Source organism: Paenibacillus sp. 2TAB26, from assembly GCF_052115145.1.
Classification (GTDB): Bacteria; Bacillota; Bacilli; order Paenibacillales; family Paenibacillaceae; genus Pristimantibacillus.
Window position 1 is genome coordinate 156764 of the sequence record NZ_JBFRGC010000002.1, and the last position, 17661, is coordinate 174424.

Below are 17661 nucleotides of genomic sequence, written 5' to 3' on the forward strand. Positions count from 1 at the left end.
AAAAAGGGAGTGTTTTGGCAAATGAATAGTTTGTTCAGGAAGAAGCTGCTTGGTTTATTTTTAGCAACTGTTCTAGTCATTGCTTTATTACAGCCAGTAGCCGCATTCGGAGCAGAAGGAACGGGCCAAATGACAGCATATGACTTACATACAGAGTATAGCCATAACCCAATCGGAATCGATAACACCAAGCCGAGACTCAGCTGGTTGCTTGAAGCAACAGAGAGAGCACAGATGCAAACTGCCTATCAAATCATTGTCGCTTCAGAAGAGAGCCGTTTGGCTGGCAATGAAGGAGACATATGGGATTCTGGCAAAATCATGTCCAGCGATTCCAACAATGTGGAATACAAAGGGGAAGCTTTACAATCCGGAAAACATTATTTCTGGAAAGTGAAGGTTTGGGATAACCATGATCACGCTTCAGCATGGAGTGAACCGGGCTCGTGGGAAATGGGATTGCTCGCGCCAGCTGATTGGCAAGCCAAGTGGATTGCCGCCTCAACACCTGCGACTGTACCATCAAGCTATTCGATCGAGCTGGATTTTACAATATTAAATGATGGGGCAGCCATTTTGTTTGGCGGACCTAATGCTTCCAATAATTTTTTCTGGCAGTTTAACGTAAAAGAAAAAGCGTATGCCCAGTTTCGGCCACACACGAATGTCGGCGGTACGAAGCTTATGAAGGAAGTAGATATTTCACATGTCATTTCGAATGACAAGCAATTGAATGTTGCTTATCATCTGAAAATTGAAGTGAACGGCAAAGAAATCAAAACCTACATCAACAATGAGTTAATCGACACGATGAAAAATGACAATATATCATTCGGTCCTATTGGATTCCGCCAGCATAAAGACGCAAGGACGAATGAGCGCGCCTTGTTCGATAATATCGTCATTAAGGATGATCACGGCAAGGAGTTGTTTCAAGCAAATTTTGATGATAAGGAAGCAGCAAGCTTTGAAGGGGGGCAATTAACGGAAGATGGAAAACTACTCGTAGAGAACGGCACCTTTTATCAGAAAGTCGAAAGCAGAAGCTCACCTTTGTTGAGGAAAGATTTTGAAATTGCGAAGCCAGTGCGTAAAGCGACTGTTTACTCGACGGCGCTTGGACTTTATGAGCTCAGCCTAAATGGGACCCGTGTAGGCAGCGATTACTTTAATCCGGGATGGACGGATTACAATAAGCGTTTGCAGTATCAGACCTATGATGTAACCGACATGCTCCTTGAAGGAGGCAATGCGGTTGGGGCAATGCTGGGTGACGGCTGGTACGCGGGAAATGTAGCACATGTTGGTCCAAATCAGTACGGAACTGAGCTGTCGTTTTTATTCCAATTAAAAATCGAATATGAAGACGGCACAAGTGAAACGGTAATGACCGATTCTTCTTGGCATTCAACGACTTCGGGTCCCGTTCGCTACTCCGACATTCTAATGGGAGAGACATATGACGCGCGCAAAGAAATGGATAAGTGGAACCGTTCGAATTATGACCCTTCATCATGGAACGGTGTAAAAGAGGTCAGCCATTTCCGCGGGAAGCTGGTTGCACAGGTAGGCCCTACCGTCAAGGCGACGGAAGAATTGAAGCCGATCTCAGTGAAGCAGCCAAGTGCCGGCACTTATATTTTTGACATGGGACAGAATATGGTTGGTTGGGCAAGGTTAAAAGTCGAAGGCACTGCTGGAACGAAAGTAAAGCTGCGGTTTGCCGAGATGCTGAATGATGATGGGACGCTTTACACGGAGAACTTGCGTACAGCTAAACAAACAGATGAATATGTCCTAAAAGGAAGCGGGCTTGAGCAATATGAACCGCATTTCACATTCCACGGTTTCCGTTACGTAGAAGTGACTGGTTATCCGGGTGAACCTGCTTTAGATAGCATAACGGGGATTGTTGTTCACACCGATACACCGAAGACCGGGACATTTGAAACCTCCAATCCGATGGTCAATCAGCTTTATAGCAACATCACATGGGGACAACGAGGAAATTTTTTAAGCGTTCCAACAGACTGTCCTCAGCGTAATGAACGAATGGGCTGGACAGGAGATGCTCAGGTGTTCGTTCGCACTGCTACCTATAACATGGAAGTTCCTGGGTTTTACGAGAAATATATGCGGGATGTTGTTGATGCGCAGGGGGCAAATGGAGCATTCCCAGACGTTGCGCCAAATGTTAGCGGAATGGGTAATGGAAGCAACGGCTGGGGAGATGCAGGCGTTATTATCCCATGGACACTGTACTTAGCTTATAACGACACTTCCGTAATCAAAGAGCATTATGATGCGATGGTGAAATGGATCGAGTTTCTCAAAACGAACAGCAACAAGCTCATTCGTCCGGCTGGTGGTTACGGAGACTGGTTGAGCGTGAATGAAACTACACCAACGGATGTGGTGAATACGGCCTATTTTGCATACAGCACGAATTTATTGTCCAAGATGGCAGCGATCATTGGGAAAACAGACGATGCGGAGAAATATAGTCAATTATTTAATGATATTAAAGCTGCTTTTAACACCGCATTTGTTGGTTTGGACGGACAGATCAAAGGCAATACACAAGCAGGTTATGTGTTTGCACTGCACATGGATTTATTGGATGGAGATATCAAGAAGAAAGCTGTTGAGCATCTAGTTAAAAATATTAAGAGTAAAAACTGGCATCTGTCGACCGGGTTTCTTGGTGTAGGTTATTTGCTGCCGGTACTAACAGAAGCGGGCTATACAGAGGTTGCTTACCGCTTGTTGACGAACGATACTTACCCCTCTTGGGGATACAGCATCAAAAATGGCGCAACGACCATTTGGGAGAGATGGAATTCCTATACACAGGAGAATGGATTCGGTGACGCAGGAATGAACTCTTTTAACCATTATTCGCTTGGCTCCGTTGGAGAATGGATGTTCCGCTATGCGGCAGGAATCGAGGCAGATCCAGAGCAGCCTGGATTCAAACATATTATCATTCAGCCTACACCTGGTGGAGAGTTTAGCCATGTGAATGGAGAATACAAGTCTATTTACGGTTTGATCAAGAGCCGCTGGGAGCAGGAAGGCTCAGCCTTCAAGCTGAATGTGACGATTCCAGCTAATACAACAGCGACCGTATACATTCCAGCGGTAGATCAAGCATCCGTGAGCGAAGGCGGACAGCTAGCTGAAGAAGCTGTTGGTGTCAAGTTTTTGCGAATGGAAGGGGACAAAGCGGTCTATTCGGTCGGATCTGGAGCATACTCGTTCGCTAGTACAATGGCTGATTCCAACTTAAAGCTGGAAAGCATCAACTTGAGCAGCAAAGCAACGAAGCTGCAGCATGGTGAACAAACTCAGCTCACATTAAGCGGAAGTATGGATAATGGAATGGAAGCCGATTTCACTAATGCTGAGATTAAGTATGAGAGCAGCAACACTAATGTGATCAAGGTTGCTGATAACGGAATCGCAGCTGCAGTTGGACCCGGCTCCGCAGAAATTACTGCAACGGTAAAATCAGGAGAAGTTGTGCTTACCTCCTCTATTCGGTTGATCGTAGTTACCGGGGCGAATCTGGCGTTAGGCAAAAAGGCAACCGCACGCGAAACGTTGGAGATTTCGCCAGAGTGGGGGGCAGCAGGGCTCACGGACGGCAATTTGGCGCGAAAATATTCATCAACAGGCTCTCCTTCGCAATCTCAGGAAAACAACCCGCTTTGGGTAGAGATTGATCTGGGTGCGAATCAAGATCTGAATAGTGTGGTGCTGTATCCAAGAACGGATTCCAGTACAAAGGATTCACGAACCGCCTCCTACCCTATTGATTTCCTTATTCAGGTTAAGCCTGATGGCGGAGATTATTTAGAAGTAAAGAGAATGACTGGTGAGCCGAACCCGTTGATGCTGCCACAGCTGTATACGTTTGAAAACCAAACCGCTAGATATGTGAGGCTGTCGGTCAATAAGCTTGGGGATATGGCATCAGACGATATTTACTATAGGCTCCAATTAGCTGAGCTGGAGGTATATAACAATCAAGCTGGCTTGCCCGTTACTGGCATAAGCTTGGATCGTACTTCGCTCGAAATGAAGGATGGAGAAAGCATCGAAATTGCTGCGACAGTGCTTCCGGCAAATGCTGCAAATAAGCTGGTGCACTTTGAGTCCAATCACGAGAATATTATCGTCACGAATGTTCATTATGATGAGGCTAGCGATACAACGAAAGCAACTGTAACAGCAACCAATAAGGGAGCAGATCAAGTAAATGGCGTCATAACTGCGACGACAGAAGACGGCAGCAAGACGGCTGCGCTAAATGTTACGGTAACCGCAGCTTCCGCAGAACGAGATATGGCTGCTTTGTCAGGAAGTGACACTGTCATAGCAGGACAGGGAACGGAGTGGACGATCGGTGCTGAAAATGTAGGCTCAAACTTCACGGCTCTTGATGTTATTGTTCATTATGACCCGCAGAAATTCGAATTCCAGACGGTTGGGGAAAGTACTTACCTCTCGCTGGACCCATCGGTCATTCAGTCGTTGAAGCCGAATTTCGAAGTGTTTGGAACGGCGGTTAAACCCGAGCTTGGCCAGATTCGGATCATCATGGTCACCTCAGGCCAGCAGCAAGCAGGTATTGACGGTGGCAATCTGTTCCGCCTCCACGGGAAGGTGAAACCGAGTGCACAAGCAGGCAATACAACGGTATCGCTGTCTGATTTCCAAGTGTCGGATAGTGGCAAGGGAACAATGATGAATGTATCGCGAGCTGTACTCTCGATGGAAGTGCTCCTCGCTGACAAAACAGCGCTGAATACGGCAATCGAACAAGCGCAGGCGTTACATGATGCCGCAATGGAAGGCACGCAGCCGGGTCAGTATCCAACAGGTTCTAAGGCGGCATTGCAAGCAGTAATCAACAGTGCGATTGCAGTGAAGAATGATCCGAATGCGACTGTGGAGCAAGTCACCATAGCGCTTAACGGCTTGAATGGAGCAGTAAAAGTGTTTAATGATTCGGTGATTCCATCAGCTCCTGGTGACAGGACGGAGTTAAACCGATTGATTGCAGAAGCACAATTAAAACATGACAGGGCAATCGAAGGCACAAAGGTCGGCAAGTACGCTGCGGGATCAAAAGCGCTGCTGCTGGCAGCCATTAACACAGCCAAGAATACAGGAAGCAGCCAGTGGCAAATAGATGAGGCTGTAACGATGCTAAACAAAGCTCTTCAAGTTTTCAAAGCGAAGATTGTGACACTGATCGAGGGACAAACGAAGGTTACAATTCGAGATCTGTCGATTATAGCGAATTTCTATGGTGTCACCTACAAAGATCCAAACTGGTCTGAAATTGAGAAAGCAGATGTGATCGGCGCAAATGTAATCGACATTCGTGTATTAGCTTCCATTGCGCAAATGATTCTTGAAGAGTGGAGCTTGGAATAGACATACGAATTTCGAAAAGGAGGCAGGCACACTAACCTGCCTCATAAACTCTGCTATGAAAGGATTCATGCGATATGTCGAATGCAAAACGAATGACGATAGTATTCACAATTTTAATCAGTATATTCAGTTTAATGCCCATTTCGGCAATGGCGGATAAGGCAGTTTCTTCTTTTGAAATAAAGATTACTAGTCAAGAAGCCAAAATTGAAATTTCAGTAGTGGGAAAAAACTTAACCGATGTATTTGCCTATGATATTTCGATGAAATACGATTCCTCTCGATTGAAGTTTGTTGGAGCACGTACTGCTTTGACAGGTTTTTCTGTCGATCCGATCGTAAAGAAGGGGACCATTCGGTTTGCCCATACGAAGACAGGCAATTCAGCTGGCGAGACAGGGGACAAAGAGCTGGTATTGCTGAAATTTGAGCGAATTGCTGAGGGGAATGCTGAGGTCAGCCTTCAAGCTGTGCAGCTTGTTAATTCGAAATTGGAGATGAATGAACTGAAACCTGTGCTGCAGGTAACTGTAGCTGGAAAATCTATTACTGTGGATTGGAAAGATATTAAAGGACATTGGGCGGAGAGTGCGATTAGGGAAGCGGCTGAGCTCGGTTTTGTTACGGGATATGCCGATGGAACATTCCTTCCTAACCGCGCAGTAACGCGTGCGGAGTTCTCAGCTATGATGGTTCGGGCGCTTCATCTAGAACTTGGAGCAGACAGTAAACTTGCCTTCAACGATAGCGATAGAATAGCTGCGTGGGCGAAACCGTATATTGCAACTGCGGTTAAGGCAGGTCTATTAAAAGGTTATGATGACGGAAGCTTCCGCGCAGACCAGTTAATTAATCGGACAGAAATGGTTGCTGTCGTCATGAGGGCTCTTGATCTAAAAGCAGACCAAAAAACGAAGCTGCAGTTTGCGGATGCGTTAGAAATTCCTGTTTGGGCGACTGGTTACGTAGCTGCAGCTGTGGAGACAGGAATAATCAAAGGGCGAAATGGTAACCGGTTTGCACCTCAAGAGCATGCTACTCGGGCTGAGTCGGTAGTCGTCATCCTTGCAATGTTGAAGCAAAAATAGAACGATAAACAATAACAAAGGAAAGTCGAGGGGAAAAAAAGTATGAGGAAAACCATGAGTCTTCTATTAGCTTTGGTGATTGGCTTCACATTATGCTTGCCTATGACTAGTACGGCATATGGCGAAGCGGGTGGAACGGGAGCAACGATGGCGGTAACCGATTTAACGACGGAGTACACGAACAATCCGATCGGTATTGATGTGGTGAAGCCGAGGATGAGTTGGAAGCTTCAGTCCGATAAACGTGGACAGCTTCAAACAGCATATGCCATTCAGGTAGCTAGCACCAAACAGAAATTGCTGGATAATCAACCGGATATGTGGAATACCGATAAAGTTGATTCGAATCAATCGGTAAATGTCGTTTATGACGGCAAACCTCTGGAGTCCGGCAATCGTTACTTTTGGAGAGTAAAAGTATGGGACTTGAACAATGAGAAGGCTTCAGGATGGAGTGATCCTGCTTGGTGGGAAATGGGTCTTCTCCATGATTCGGATTGGCAAGCGGAGTGGATCGGTATGAGCGACGCGAACAATATGACAACAGAAGGTCTTAAATGGGTTTGGTTTCCGGAAGGGAATCCGGCTTCAAATGCTCCTGCAGGAGATCGCTTTTTTCGCAAAACCATTCAATTGCCGTTAGACCGGACAATAACACAAGGGAAATTTTTATTAACTGCGGATGATGGGTTCGTGTTATATGTGAATGGAAAGCGAATGGGCAGTTCTATCAAAGCGGTCGATTCATGGAAAGAAGGCAAAATTGTAGATGTCTCAAGTGCACTCATTCCTGGATCTAATACGATTGCAATCCAAACATCAAACGATGGCGGACCTGCTGGTCTTCTTGGCAGCTTGAAAGTGGTATTCGAGGAAGGAACACCTCTTCAATTGAATATGGATCATGGTTTGAAAGCAGCCAAGGTAAAGATGGAGGGATGGGAGAAATCAGATTATGATGACAGCAGCTGGTCAGCTGCGATGATCGTCGCGTCCTATGGGGAGTCGCCGTGGGGGAAAAACGTAAAAATTACAGCTTCGCCTCCTTACATTCGCAAAGGTTTCTCTTTAGAGAAGTCCATTGCAAAAGCAAGACTTTACTCCAGCGCTCTCGGAATATATGAACCTAGCATTAACGGCAAACGTATAGGCAGAGATTTATTTACGCCAGGATGGACAGATTACACGAAGCATATTCAATACCAGACTTATGATGTAACTGATTTGCTTCAAAACGGTGACAACGTCATTGGCGCTATATTGGCTGAGGGATGGTATTCAGGTCATGTCGGTTTTATTGGTCCGAACATTTATGGCGATAGCAATTATTTGTTCATGCAATTAAATCTTGAGTACACAGACGGTTCAACAGAAACGATTGGAACGGATCAATCATGGAAATGGGCTGCAGGACCAATTGTATCTTCTAGTATTTTGATGGGAGAGACCTATGATGCAACGAAAGAAATAGACGGATGGGATACTCCTGCCTTCGATGCATCGAGCTGGGATTCGGTTCAGAAATTAGAGGATGAAGTGACTGGGAAGCTAGTCGCCCAGGATGGCCCAACGGTACAATTAATTGAAGAAATGAAGCCGATTAAGATGACAGAGCCGGTACCTGGCAAATATGTGTTTGATTTAGGGCAGAACATGGTCGGAACCGTAAGGCTAAAAGTAAGCGGTGAAGCAGGTCAAACGGTTACTCTGCGACATGCAGAGGTGTTAAACCCGGACGGGACCTTCTATACAGCAAACTTGCGTGCGGCAAAAGCAACGGACCGTTATACCTTGAAGGGCAGCGGAGATGAAGTATATGAGCCGAAGTTTACGTTTCATGGTTTCCGTTATGTGGAGGTAACGGGTTATCCCGGTGTGCCGAGTATGGATGCCGTTACAGGAATGGTCATGCATACAGCAGCACCGTTTAGTGGCAAGTTAGAAACTTCTAGTGCGATGTTGAATCAACTGCAAAGCAATATTACTTGGGGGCAGCGAGGCAATTTCTTGGAGGTTCCTACCGATACGCCTGCGCGTGACGAGCGTTTGGGTTGGACCGGTGATATCAATGTCTTTATTGGAGCTGCTGCTTTTAATATGGACGTGGCAAAGTTTATAGGAAGCAAATGGATGAGAGATTTGAGAGATGGACAATCGATTAACGGTGCTTTTCCCGATGTAGCGCCTAATGTTCTCGGAGAAAGAGGCAATGCCGGCTGGGGGGATGCTGGCGTTACCGTTCCGTATACCATTTGGCAGCGTTACGGAGATATCCGTGTTATTGAAGAAAATTATGATGAAATGGTTCACTGGATCGAATATATGAGAAAAAATAGCTCTGGACTTATTCGTCCGTCGTCGATGTATGGTGATTGGCTGGATGTGAATGATCCAACGCCAGGAGATTTAATCTCTACCGCTTATTTTGCGTACAGTACAAAACTAGTATCCGAAATGGGGCATGCCATCGGCCGTCAAGAAGATGCCGACAAGTACGAGCAGCTTTATGAGCAAGTGAAAGCAGCGTTTATTAAAGCCTATGTTAGCGAAGATGGAAAAGTTAAAGGAAATAGCCAAACGGGATACGTCTTGGCTTTGTACATGGATTTGGTTCCCGAATCGAAACGTCAAGCTGCGGCGGATCATTTGGTAGAGCTGATTAAAGCGCGCGACTGGCATTTATCAACCGGTTTTCTTGGCACGAGAGATTTATTGCCGGTATTGAGCGAAACGGGACATTTGGATGTTGCTTACCGATTGCTCAACAATGACACTTATCCTTCATGGGGATATCAAATCAAAAATGGTGCGACTACGATGTGGGAGCGCTGGGATTCTATTAAGCCGGATGGCAGTTTCCAAGACATTGGCATGAACTCCTTTAACCATTACGCTTATGGAGCAGTCGGAGACTGGATGTATCAAAATATTGCCGGCATTCAACAGGACCCTGCAAGCCCGGGTTATAAGCATATTTTGATTAAACCTCGACCTGGTGGAGATTTGACTAGTGCTAAAGGATCGTACAATTCTGTTTATGGCATGATTGTAAGCGATTGGAAAAAAGAAGGGGATATTTTTAGCCAGCATGTCACGATTCCAGCAAATACAACGGCTACGGTCTATATCCCTGCTGATAGCAAGTGGGCAGTAACAGAGAGCGGCCAATTTGCATTGTCGGTGGAAGGTGTGCAATTTGTTGGTATGGAGGAAGGCAATGCAGTATTCACTGTAGGCTCGGGTGATTATCAGTTTGTAGTTGATCCTATTATTGGAAATTTAGGCAGTGCACTTGATGAGGCGGAGAAATTTCAAAATGAAGTAATAAGCTATTCCAATAATGGAGAGCTCACCAGCGAACAAACTCAAGCACTTTCAGGTAAAGGCGAGGCGCTTGCAAGCCGAATTGAAGCAAGTATTGAGGCGTACAAAGCCGGTGATGATGCTCTCTTTATCGAGCAAGTTCATCATGCTTTATATGAAACAGATGGTTTACAGCTATGGTTGCAAGAACAAAGCGATGCTGGGTCAATAAACGACATTATTGCTAAAAATTTAGCAAATCTTATTTCAAACGCAACAACGTTTTTGTCTGCCATTAGTAATGAAAAGCTAGGAATAAAGTGGTTAATTAGCCCTTCCGAGGTATCCGTACTGCCCGGAAATACATTTACAGTTGAAGTGAAAGCAACTAACGATGGCGATGCGAGCATTAATGATGTGCGTTATACTCTCCAGAAACCCGAAGGATGGGAAGTCACTTCGATAGGAGATAATCAAATGGCTGTCATTAAACCAGGTGAAACGTTTGCTGCTGCATTCCGTGTGAAAGTGTCGGAGCAACAAAAACCCACTAGCCTATTTAATATAGTTGGCAGCGGAAGCTACAAAATAAATGATGCAACAGTGGAAGTGCCTTTGAAGACGACAATAAAGATCGATTCGCCAATCATTATTAAAGCATTAGTGGCTGAACCAGCAACAATCGAGCCAAGCGGTACAGCAACGGTTAATACAACCATTCAAAATAAAGGAAGCTTTTCCGTTGAAGGATCTATAGAGCTCAGTGCTCCTTTAAACTGGACGGTTTCCCCTGCACGCCAAGCCTATAGCCTTGAAGCCGGTGAAGAAATGAATATTAGTTTTGAGGTGAAATCACCGCTTCTTGCCGTTGAAACGGCTGCTGAGCTGCATGCGATTGCTTCGTTTAATGGAGCTGAAGCAGCCAAGAGTAGTACGGCCATTCAAGTGCGTTATAAAAACCCGCCGATTGGCTTTTACGATCATGTAGACGTTGGCGAACAAGGCTCTGAACAAAAACATAATGTAAAGTTTTCCGCTCAGTCCGGTGCAAATGTTGAGGAGGGATTAACGAGAAGGTATGTTAATCATGGAGACGCAAATGGTTATTTCCAATTTGATATGACCGTTGAGTCAGGCAAACCTTTCATCATTAGGGCAATCGAAACGTATGATCGGGCACAAATGAAAGATTATTATGTGTTGGTAAACGGAACGAAAGTGCTCAGCCGCGTGAATGAAAAAGATAGCCGAGGTATTGTAACCTATCAATTTGTTGTTGATGATATCTCTTTAACAAAGGATGGCAAGGTGACCGTTCGGTTCCAAGAAGATGAGGAAGGACGCAATTATGATCCTTCGATTGCCGACGTTTGGACGATGCCGCTGAACGCAGAATATGTCTCGTTACAGGATATTCCTGCTAGAGTAGCTGGGGACTCCATAACGATAGCGGGATATACGACACTCGATAAAGTGGAGGTAAAGGTACTAGGGCCGGATCAAGCAATGTTGTTCAATAAAGAATTGCCTGGCGGTGTATTTAGTGAATCCTATTTAATAGAAAAAGATGCTTCTTCGGGAACTTACACAGTGGTTGCAGGCAATGGAACGACGCAAGCAATCAAGCGTTTCGAAGTAAGCGCAAATATTCCTGTTACTGAACTAAAGCTCGATCGTTCTTCCATCGAATTGAAGGATGGTGAAAGCATTGAAATTTCTGCTACCGTCTTTCCAGCGAATGCAACAAACAAAAATGTGCATTTTGTATCTAATCATGAAAACATCGTTGTCACGAATGTTCATTATGATGAGGCTAGTGCAGTAACCAAAGCAACCGTTACGGCAACCAATAAGGGAGCGGAAGCATTAACAGGTCTCATAACGGCGAAGACGGAAGATGGAGCAAAAACAGCTGCGCTGAATGTCAAAGTAACCGCAGTTGCTTCAGAAAAAGATATGGCCACACTGTCAGGTCCAGCAATGGTTTTAGCAGGGCAGGAGGCAGAGTGGACGATTGGAACGGACAATATAAGTTCAAATTTCACAGCTCTTGATGTTATTTTTCATTATGATCCGCAGAAGTTTGAATTCCAGACAGTGAAAGAAGGCATATCTCAAGCGTTAGATACGTCAGCCATTCAATCGTTGAAGCCGAATTTCGCTGTATTCGGGAGTGCGGTTAAACCAGAGCTTGGCCAGATTCGAATCATTATGGTAACCACGGGTGAGCAGCAAGGCGGCATCGACAGTGGTCCTTTGTTCAGCCTCCACGGTAAGGTGAAGGCTGATGCGAAGGCAGGCAGTACGACCGCATCGTTGTCTAATTTCGAAGTATCGATGAATGGCAAAGGAACGATTATGAATGTGTCCCAAGCTTCGCTATTGATCGAAGTGAATCTTGCTGATAAAACGGCACTGAATGCAGCAATCCAGCAAGCGGAGTCCGCTCATGAAGCTGCGGTGGAAGGAACTTTACCTGGTCAGTATCCAATTGGAGCTAAAGCAGCATTGCAAGCAGCAATCAACAGCGCGACAGCCGTCAAGAATGATGCGAATGCGACAGGTGAGGAAGTTGCTGGTGCGCTTAATGCTTTGAATGCGGCTATGAAACGGTTTGCCGACTCGGTCATTCCATCGATTCCTGTGGACAGAACCGTATTGAACGCTGCGATTGCAGCAGCACAGACAAAACATGACAGGGCGATTGAAGGGACTAAGGTTGGAAAGTATGCTGCAGGATCAAAAGCGGCGCTTCAAGCAGCTATTAATACGGCCAAAAACGCTGGCAGCAGCCAGTGGCAGGTCGATGAAGCTGTAACGTTGCTAAACAAAGCTGTTCAAGTATTCACGTCGAAGATCGTGACATTAATCGAGGGACAAACGAAGGTTACGATACGAGATCTATCGATTATTGCGAAATTCTACGGTGTAACCTCAGCAGATCCGAACTGGTCTGAAATTGAGAAAGCGGATGTGCTAGGCATAAATGCAATTGATATTCGTACTTTAGCGGCAGTTGCCCAAATGATCCTCGACGAGTGGCGCAAGGAGTAGAGATCAACGAATCTGTTTTCTCATCAATAGGAGGCAGGCACAATAGTCTGCCTCTGAAATTAATTTAGATGAGGAGCTTTTTTACACTCCTCGCGAGCAAAAGCCACCTTTTTAGGTGGTTTTTTTCTATTTATTATTCATAAAACCCCGGACAATCCATTATCTGCAAGGTAAATCAAAGGTTTCCGAGCTTTATGTATCTCGTCTGCTCAGGGAAGATTTAAGCGGGTTGCCAGCAGCACTTATCGTTATGGCGGTATACGTAGCGGATCTATCTTCAGATATGAAAAGTAATTTAAGAGAATTTTAATAACTGGTTCACTATATTTTTATAGCCATTGCTTATCCTGAGTAAGAAATAACCATAAATTCATTCACTTAGGAGGATAAAAATGAAGAAAAAGTGGTTTTCGCTTATCACTTATTCGGATTGATATGTACTTTGGTTAAGATAATCAATGGGATGGGGATACTTAATTAATTCAATCTTTTTTATCTTTTCAGGACTTGTCTTGTTTTTTACAATGGGATACATTATGTATGATCGTAAAGAAGCTTAAAAGCGGAGGAGAATTCAGAGTATGTCCATTCGTTTGAAGCTGCTCCTATCCTATGCGGCGATGCTTGTCATTCCGCTTATTTCCATTGTTCTCATTTCGCTGCTTATGGTTATTGTATTTCGTGGAGATCTACAGGGTATAAAGAGCCTATATGAATCCACCGAAGAGCTTTTTGGCCAAGAAGAAGTGAAGCATATTGCACAAGAAATTAAGCGTTCTGTCGAACTTCAGCCCAACATATTGAATAATCAATCCTATCTTGAAGAAATGACAAATGAGCTTCAAAAAAGAGATTCTGAAATTATTGTCCGAGTAGACGGAGAGGTATTATACCGTTCGCTTAATATTCAAAAGTTTTCAGATGTAAGTTCGAATTTACCGCCGTTTAATCGAAATGAAGCTTTTAGGCAGTATCCGGCAAAAAAGATCGGAAATGCCAACTATTCATTTATGCAATTCGATTTTCATTATCAAAATAACAAGCAGGGAACCTTATTTATCTTCTCGAAGGTCAATCCCACTACCTATTTTATTCGTAAGTATTTTCCGACCTTGTTTCTATCGTTGATACTTGTTCTGATTGTCACGCATATTCTGCTCACGACTTTCATGTCCAAGAATATTATTCGACCTCTCCAAGCACTTCGGAATGCAGCTAGTGAAATAAAAGAGGGAAATTTGGATTTTCAAATTAAGGTTAACGGAAAAGATGAGATTGGCCAGCTCGGTATTATGTTTGAAGAAATGCGTTCGCGACTCCAAACGTCAATTCAAGTTCAGGAGCAATACGAAGTCAACCGAAAAGAATTGATTTCGAATATATCCCATGATCTGAAAACGCCATTAACTACAATTAGAGGTTATATTGATGGCATCTTAGATGGTGTTGCAGACACGCCGGAGAAGAACTTGAAATACATGCAAACGATAGCTGTCAAAGCTGAAGAGCTGGATCATCTTATTAATGAGCTGTTTTTGTATTCCAAACTGGATTTAAATCAGCAGCAATTTCATTTTGAAGCAGTAAATGTATTGGCATTTTTAATGGATTGGTCGGAGGAGCTCGAATTTGAATTAGAGAAGCAAGGGATAACTTACCATTCAGACATCCAGCTTGATCCGTCTGCAATGTTTTTATTAGATCGAGATCAGTTTAAGAGAGTTCTCAATAATATTATACAGAACAGCGTTAGATATATGGATAAACAACAGCCTTCCATTCAATTAACAGCCCATTGTACAGAGAGCGAAGCCATTCTGGAAATTAGAGATAACGGATCCGGGATAGATCCCGAAGCGCTTCAGCATATTTTCGAGAGGTTCTATCGAGCAGATGAATCACGCAATGCTCGAACAGGTGGAAGCGGACTAGGCCTTGCTATTGCCAAACAAATTATGTTAGGTCATCAAGGCGGTATAGAAGCTTACAGCAAGCTGAGGGTTGGTACAACAATTAAGCTATGTATCCCCATAGCGACAAGGGGATGATGATCAAATGAAAAAGATTCTTCTGATTGAGGATGATATAACGATCTCGGAGCTTCAACGAGATTATTTGGAAATTAACGGGTATAAAGTCGATATGGCTCCAGATGGCGAGATAGGTCTACAAATGAGCTTATGGGGGAGCTATGATTTAATTATCCTTGATTTAATGCTGCCCAAGTTAAATGGCTTTGAGGTTTGTAAAAAAATTCGCGAGAAAAAGAACATTCCGATACTGATGGTTTCATCCAAACTGGAAGATATTGATGTAATCCGGGGATTAGGCTTAGGAGCGGACGATTATGTTACAAAGCCGTTTAAACCAGCGGAGCTTGTTGCCAGGGTCAAGGCTCATCTAGCAAGATATGATCGATTGATCGGGACAATGGGATCAAAAAATGAAATTCATATTCGTGGCCTGCGTATTGAACCGAATACACGAATCGTGTTCGTCGATGAGGTGGAGACCATACTGACAACGAAAGAATTTGACCTGCTTTATTTTCTTGCGAACCATCCGAATCATGTGTTTAGTAAAAATCATTTGTTCGAGAAGGTCTGGGGCATCGATGCTATGGGAGATATGCAAACGGTAACCGTGCATATCCGCAAAATACGTGAAAAAATTGAAAAAAGTTCTGCAGATCCGACATATATCGAGACGGTTTGGGGAGCCGGTTATCGCTTTAAAGGGTAAAAAAAGTCTGATTTTGATCAGGCTTTTTTTTTATGGATACGGAGAAATCAAGTCCTTCATATGATTTAAGATAATTTTAATAATTGGTTTATTTTGATTTCACGATTAGCTACTACAGTAGGGTTAGCACAAGTTAGTAAGGCAATTACGCAAAGGGAGCGTGCGAGTGTTCATGGGAAATATCATTAACTCCGTTATCCAAGGGATTGTTGAAGGATTGACCGAGTTTTTACCGGTATCCTCGACCGGACATCTGATTCTGACAGGGAATCTGCTTGGTTTTACCGGTGAAAAGGCAGATACGTTTGAAATCGTCATTCAATTAGGAGCTATTCTGGCAGTCGCCGTAATTTACTGGAAGAGAATACTAAACCTGCTAGGTATAACGAAGGCGAAAGATGACGCGGATGAGGGATTAATACCAGCTCATAAACTAAACCTGATTCATTTAATCTTAGCTTGTTTGCCTGCCATGGTGTTAGGGTTAGCGCTACATTCGTTTATTAAATCGTACTTATTTTCCCCTTATACGGTACTGATTGGATTAGTACTTGGCGGCGTGTTTATGCTGGTAGGTCAGCAGAAACAAGCAGTGGTACAAGCTGAAGACATTGATCAACTATCCTATAGACAGGCTTTATTGATAGGCCTGTTTCAATGTTTGGCGCTATGGCCGGGCTTTTCTCGTTCAGGGGCAACCATTGCAGGCGGATTATTAATTGGTGCAAGCTATCGGGCTGCGACCAACTTTTCCTTCCTAATCGCCATACCGATGATGGTAGCAGCCAGCGTCTACGAGCTGCTGAAGAGTTACGATACGTTAACGGCTTCAGATGCTGGTTTCTTTGTGACTGGATTCATTGCTGCTTTCCTTGTGGCGCTTATAGCCGTGATTACATTTTTAAAGCTTCTTGAGCGTGTGAAGCTGGCGCCATTTGCTTATTACCGTTTTGTGCTCGCAGCTGTATTTCTAATTTATTTGCTGCTAACAGCGCAATGACCCAGTTCTAAGAAGAAATAAAAGTGAAGAGATTTGATTTGCTCCATCATTGCCTATTACGTAGGCGAATTTTGTTGCATATCGTTTGCCTGCTTCGGAAAACAAGAGACACATTTAGAGCAAACTCTAATTTCAAAGGAGACTGATCTGTCATGAATACGATATCCAAGCATGAAATGTTAAGCAAGGTGCCGGGTATAACGATCTATTTTTGGTTGATTAAAATCATGGCTACAACAGTAGGAGAGACGGCTGCGGATTATCTGAATTTCAATTTGAATTGGGGTCTTGACAATACCACATATTTAATGGCGATATTACTGATTGTTGCTTTGGTATTTCAATTCAATGTGAAAAAGTATGTACCTGGTATTTATTGGGTGAACGTAGTGTTAATCAGTATTTTGGGCACACTGGTAACGGACAATCTCACTGATAATTTTGGAGTGTCGCTAGAGGTAACCACGATTGTATTCTCCATTTTATTGATTCTCACTTTTATTGCCTGGTTCAAGAGTGAAAAAACGTTGTCCATCCACTCTATCTACACCACCAAGAGGGAGGTCTATTATTGGTTAGCCATTCTATTCACGTTTTCACTTGGCACTGCTGCCGGTGATCTTATCTCTGAAGGGATGAATATGGGGTACTTGCTGGCTGCCATGTTATTCGCTGCTGTAATCGGTATCGTATCGTTTGCTTATTATCGCTTCAATTTGAATCCCGTATTGTCATTCTGGATTGCTTACATCGTCACACGTCCACTAGGTGCCTCGCTTGGAGACTATTTGTCCCAATCTAAGGACGATGGAGGACTAGGATTTGGAACGGTAGGTACGAGCGAGATCTTCCTCATTCTGATTTTATTCATGGTTGGCTTTCTGGCTAGGACAAAGAAAGATGTTATCTCTACAAGTGAAAATTGAACCCGTTGAGTGGTCAGTGTCACTGGATCGTATTTATTAAGGGTGAGATTATGATACAACGATTATCGGCTTAGACTGAAATCTGAATCCGCATGATATTTTG

General features: G+C 44.0%; 7 protein-coding genes. All 7 read left to right on the plus strand.

All coding sequences use genetic code 11. The features are described from left to right. The first annotated feature begins 21 nt into the window (after nucleotides 1-21). The 7 genes from AB4Z50_RS02145 (at nucleotide 22) to AB4Z50_RS02175 (ending at nucleotide 17558) form a co-directional block, all read left to right on the plus strand. Nucleotides 22-5445: a family 78 glycoside hydrolase catalytic domain gene (locus tag AB4Z50_RS02145; protein WP_441875098.1), complete on the plus strand. Its 5424-nt coding sequence runs from the start codon at nucleotides 22-24 to the stop codon at nucleotides 5443-5445. A gap of 74 nt (nucleotides 5446-5519) precedes the next feature. After that, the gene (locus AB4Z50_RS02150) at nucleotides 5520-6533 is read left to right on the plus strand and encodes an S-layer homology domain-containing protein (RefSeq protein WP_441875101.1); all 1014 of its coding nucleotides are present in this window, start codon (nucleotides 5520-5522) and stop codon (nucleotides 6531-6533) included. A 42-nt stretch (nucleotides 6534-6575) separates the two neighbouring features. Beyond that, nucleotides 6576-12890 carry a family 78 glycoside hydrolase catalytic domain gene (locus AB4Z50_RS02155; RefSeq protein ID WP_441875104.1) on the plus strand — a complete coding sequence of 2105 codons (6315 nt, stop codon included), beginning with the start codon at nucleotides 6576-6578 and terminating at the stop codon, nucleotides 12888-12890. Nucleotides 12891-13471: 581 nt separating this feature from the next. After that, the gene (locus AB4Z50_RS02160) at nucleotides 13472-14938 is read left to right on the plus strand and encodes a sensor histidine kinase (RefSeq protein WP_441875107.1); all 1467 of its coding nucleotides are present in this window, start codon (nucleotides 13472-13474) and stop codon (nucleotides 14936-14938) included. A 7-nt stretch (nucleotides 14939-14945) separates the two neighbouring features. Next, entirely contained in the window at nucleotides 14946-15632 is a 687-nt protein-coding gene (locus AB4Z50_RS02165) for a response regulator transcription factor (protein ID WP_441875110.1), read from the plus strand. 172 nt (nucleotides 15633-15804) lie between these two features. Then, nucleotides 15805-16632, plus strand: coding sequence for an undecaprenyl-diphosphate phosphatase (bacA, locus tag AB4Z50_RS02170; RefSeq protein WP_441875113.1), 828 nt, complete (start codon nucleotides 15805-15807; stop codon nucleotides 16630-16632). A 152-nt stretch (nucleotides 16633-16784) separates the two neighbouring features. After that, nucleotides 16785-17558, plus strand: coding sequence for a COG4705 family protein (locus tag AB4Z50_RS02175; RefSeq protein WP_441875116.1), 774 nt, complete (start codon nucleotides 16785-16787; stop codon nucleotides 17556-17558). The last annotated feature ends 103 nt before the right edge of the window (nucleotides 17559-17661 follow it).

What these genes read in the sequence shown, in the direction of transcription:
- AB4Z50_RS02145 (WP_441875098.1), top strand. Translation starts at nt 22, where the DNA reads ATGAATAGTTTGTTCAGGAAGAAGCTGCTTGGTTTATTTTTAGCAACT.
- AB4Z50_RS02150 (WP_441875101.1), top strand. Translation starts at nt 5,520, where the DNA reads ATGTCGAATGCAAAACGAATGACGATAGTATTCACAATTTTAATCAGT.
- AB4Z50_RS02155 (WP_441875104.1), top strand. Translation starts at nt 6,576, where the DNA reads ATGAGGAAAACCATGAGTCTTCTATTAGCTTTGGTGATTGGCTTCACA.
- AB4Z50_RS02160 (WP_441875107.1), top strand. Translation starts at nt 13,472, where the DNA reads ATGTCCATTCGTTTGAAGCTGCTCCTATCCTATGCGGCGATGCTTGTC.
- AB4Z50_RS02165 (WP_441875110.1), top strand. Translation starts at nt 14,946, where the DNA reads ATGAAAAAGATTCTTCTGATTGAGGATGATATAACGATCTCGGAGCTT.
- bacA (WP_441875113.1), top strand. Translation starts at nt 15,805, where the DNA reads ATGGGAAATATCATTAACTCCGTTATCCAAGGGATTGTTGAAGGATTG.
- AB4Z50_RS02175 (WP_441875116.1), top strand. Translation starts at nt 16,785, where the DNA reads ATGAATACGATATCCAAGCATGAAATGTTAAGCAAGGTGCCGGGTATA.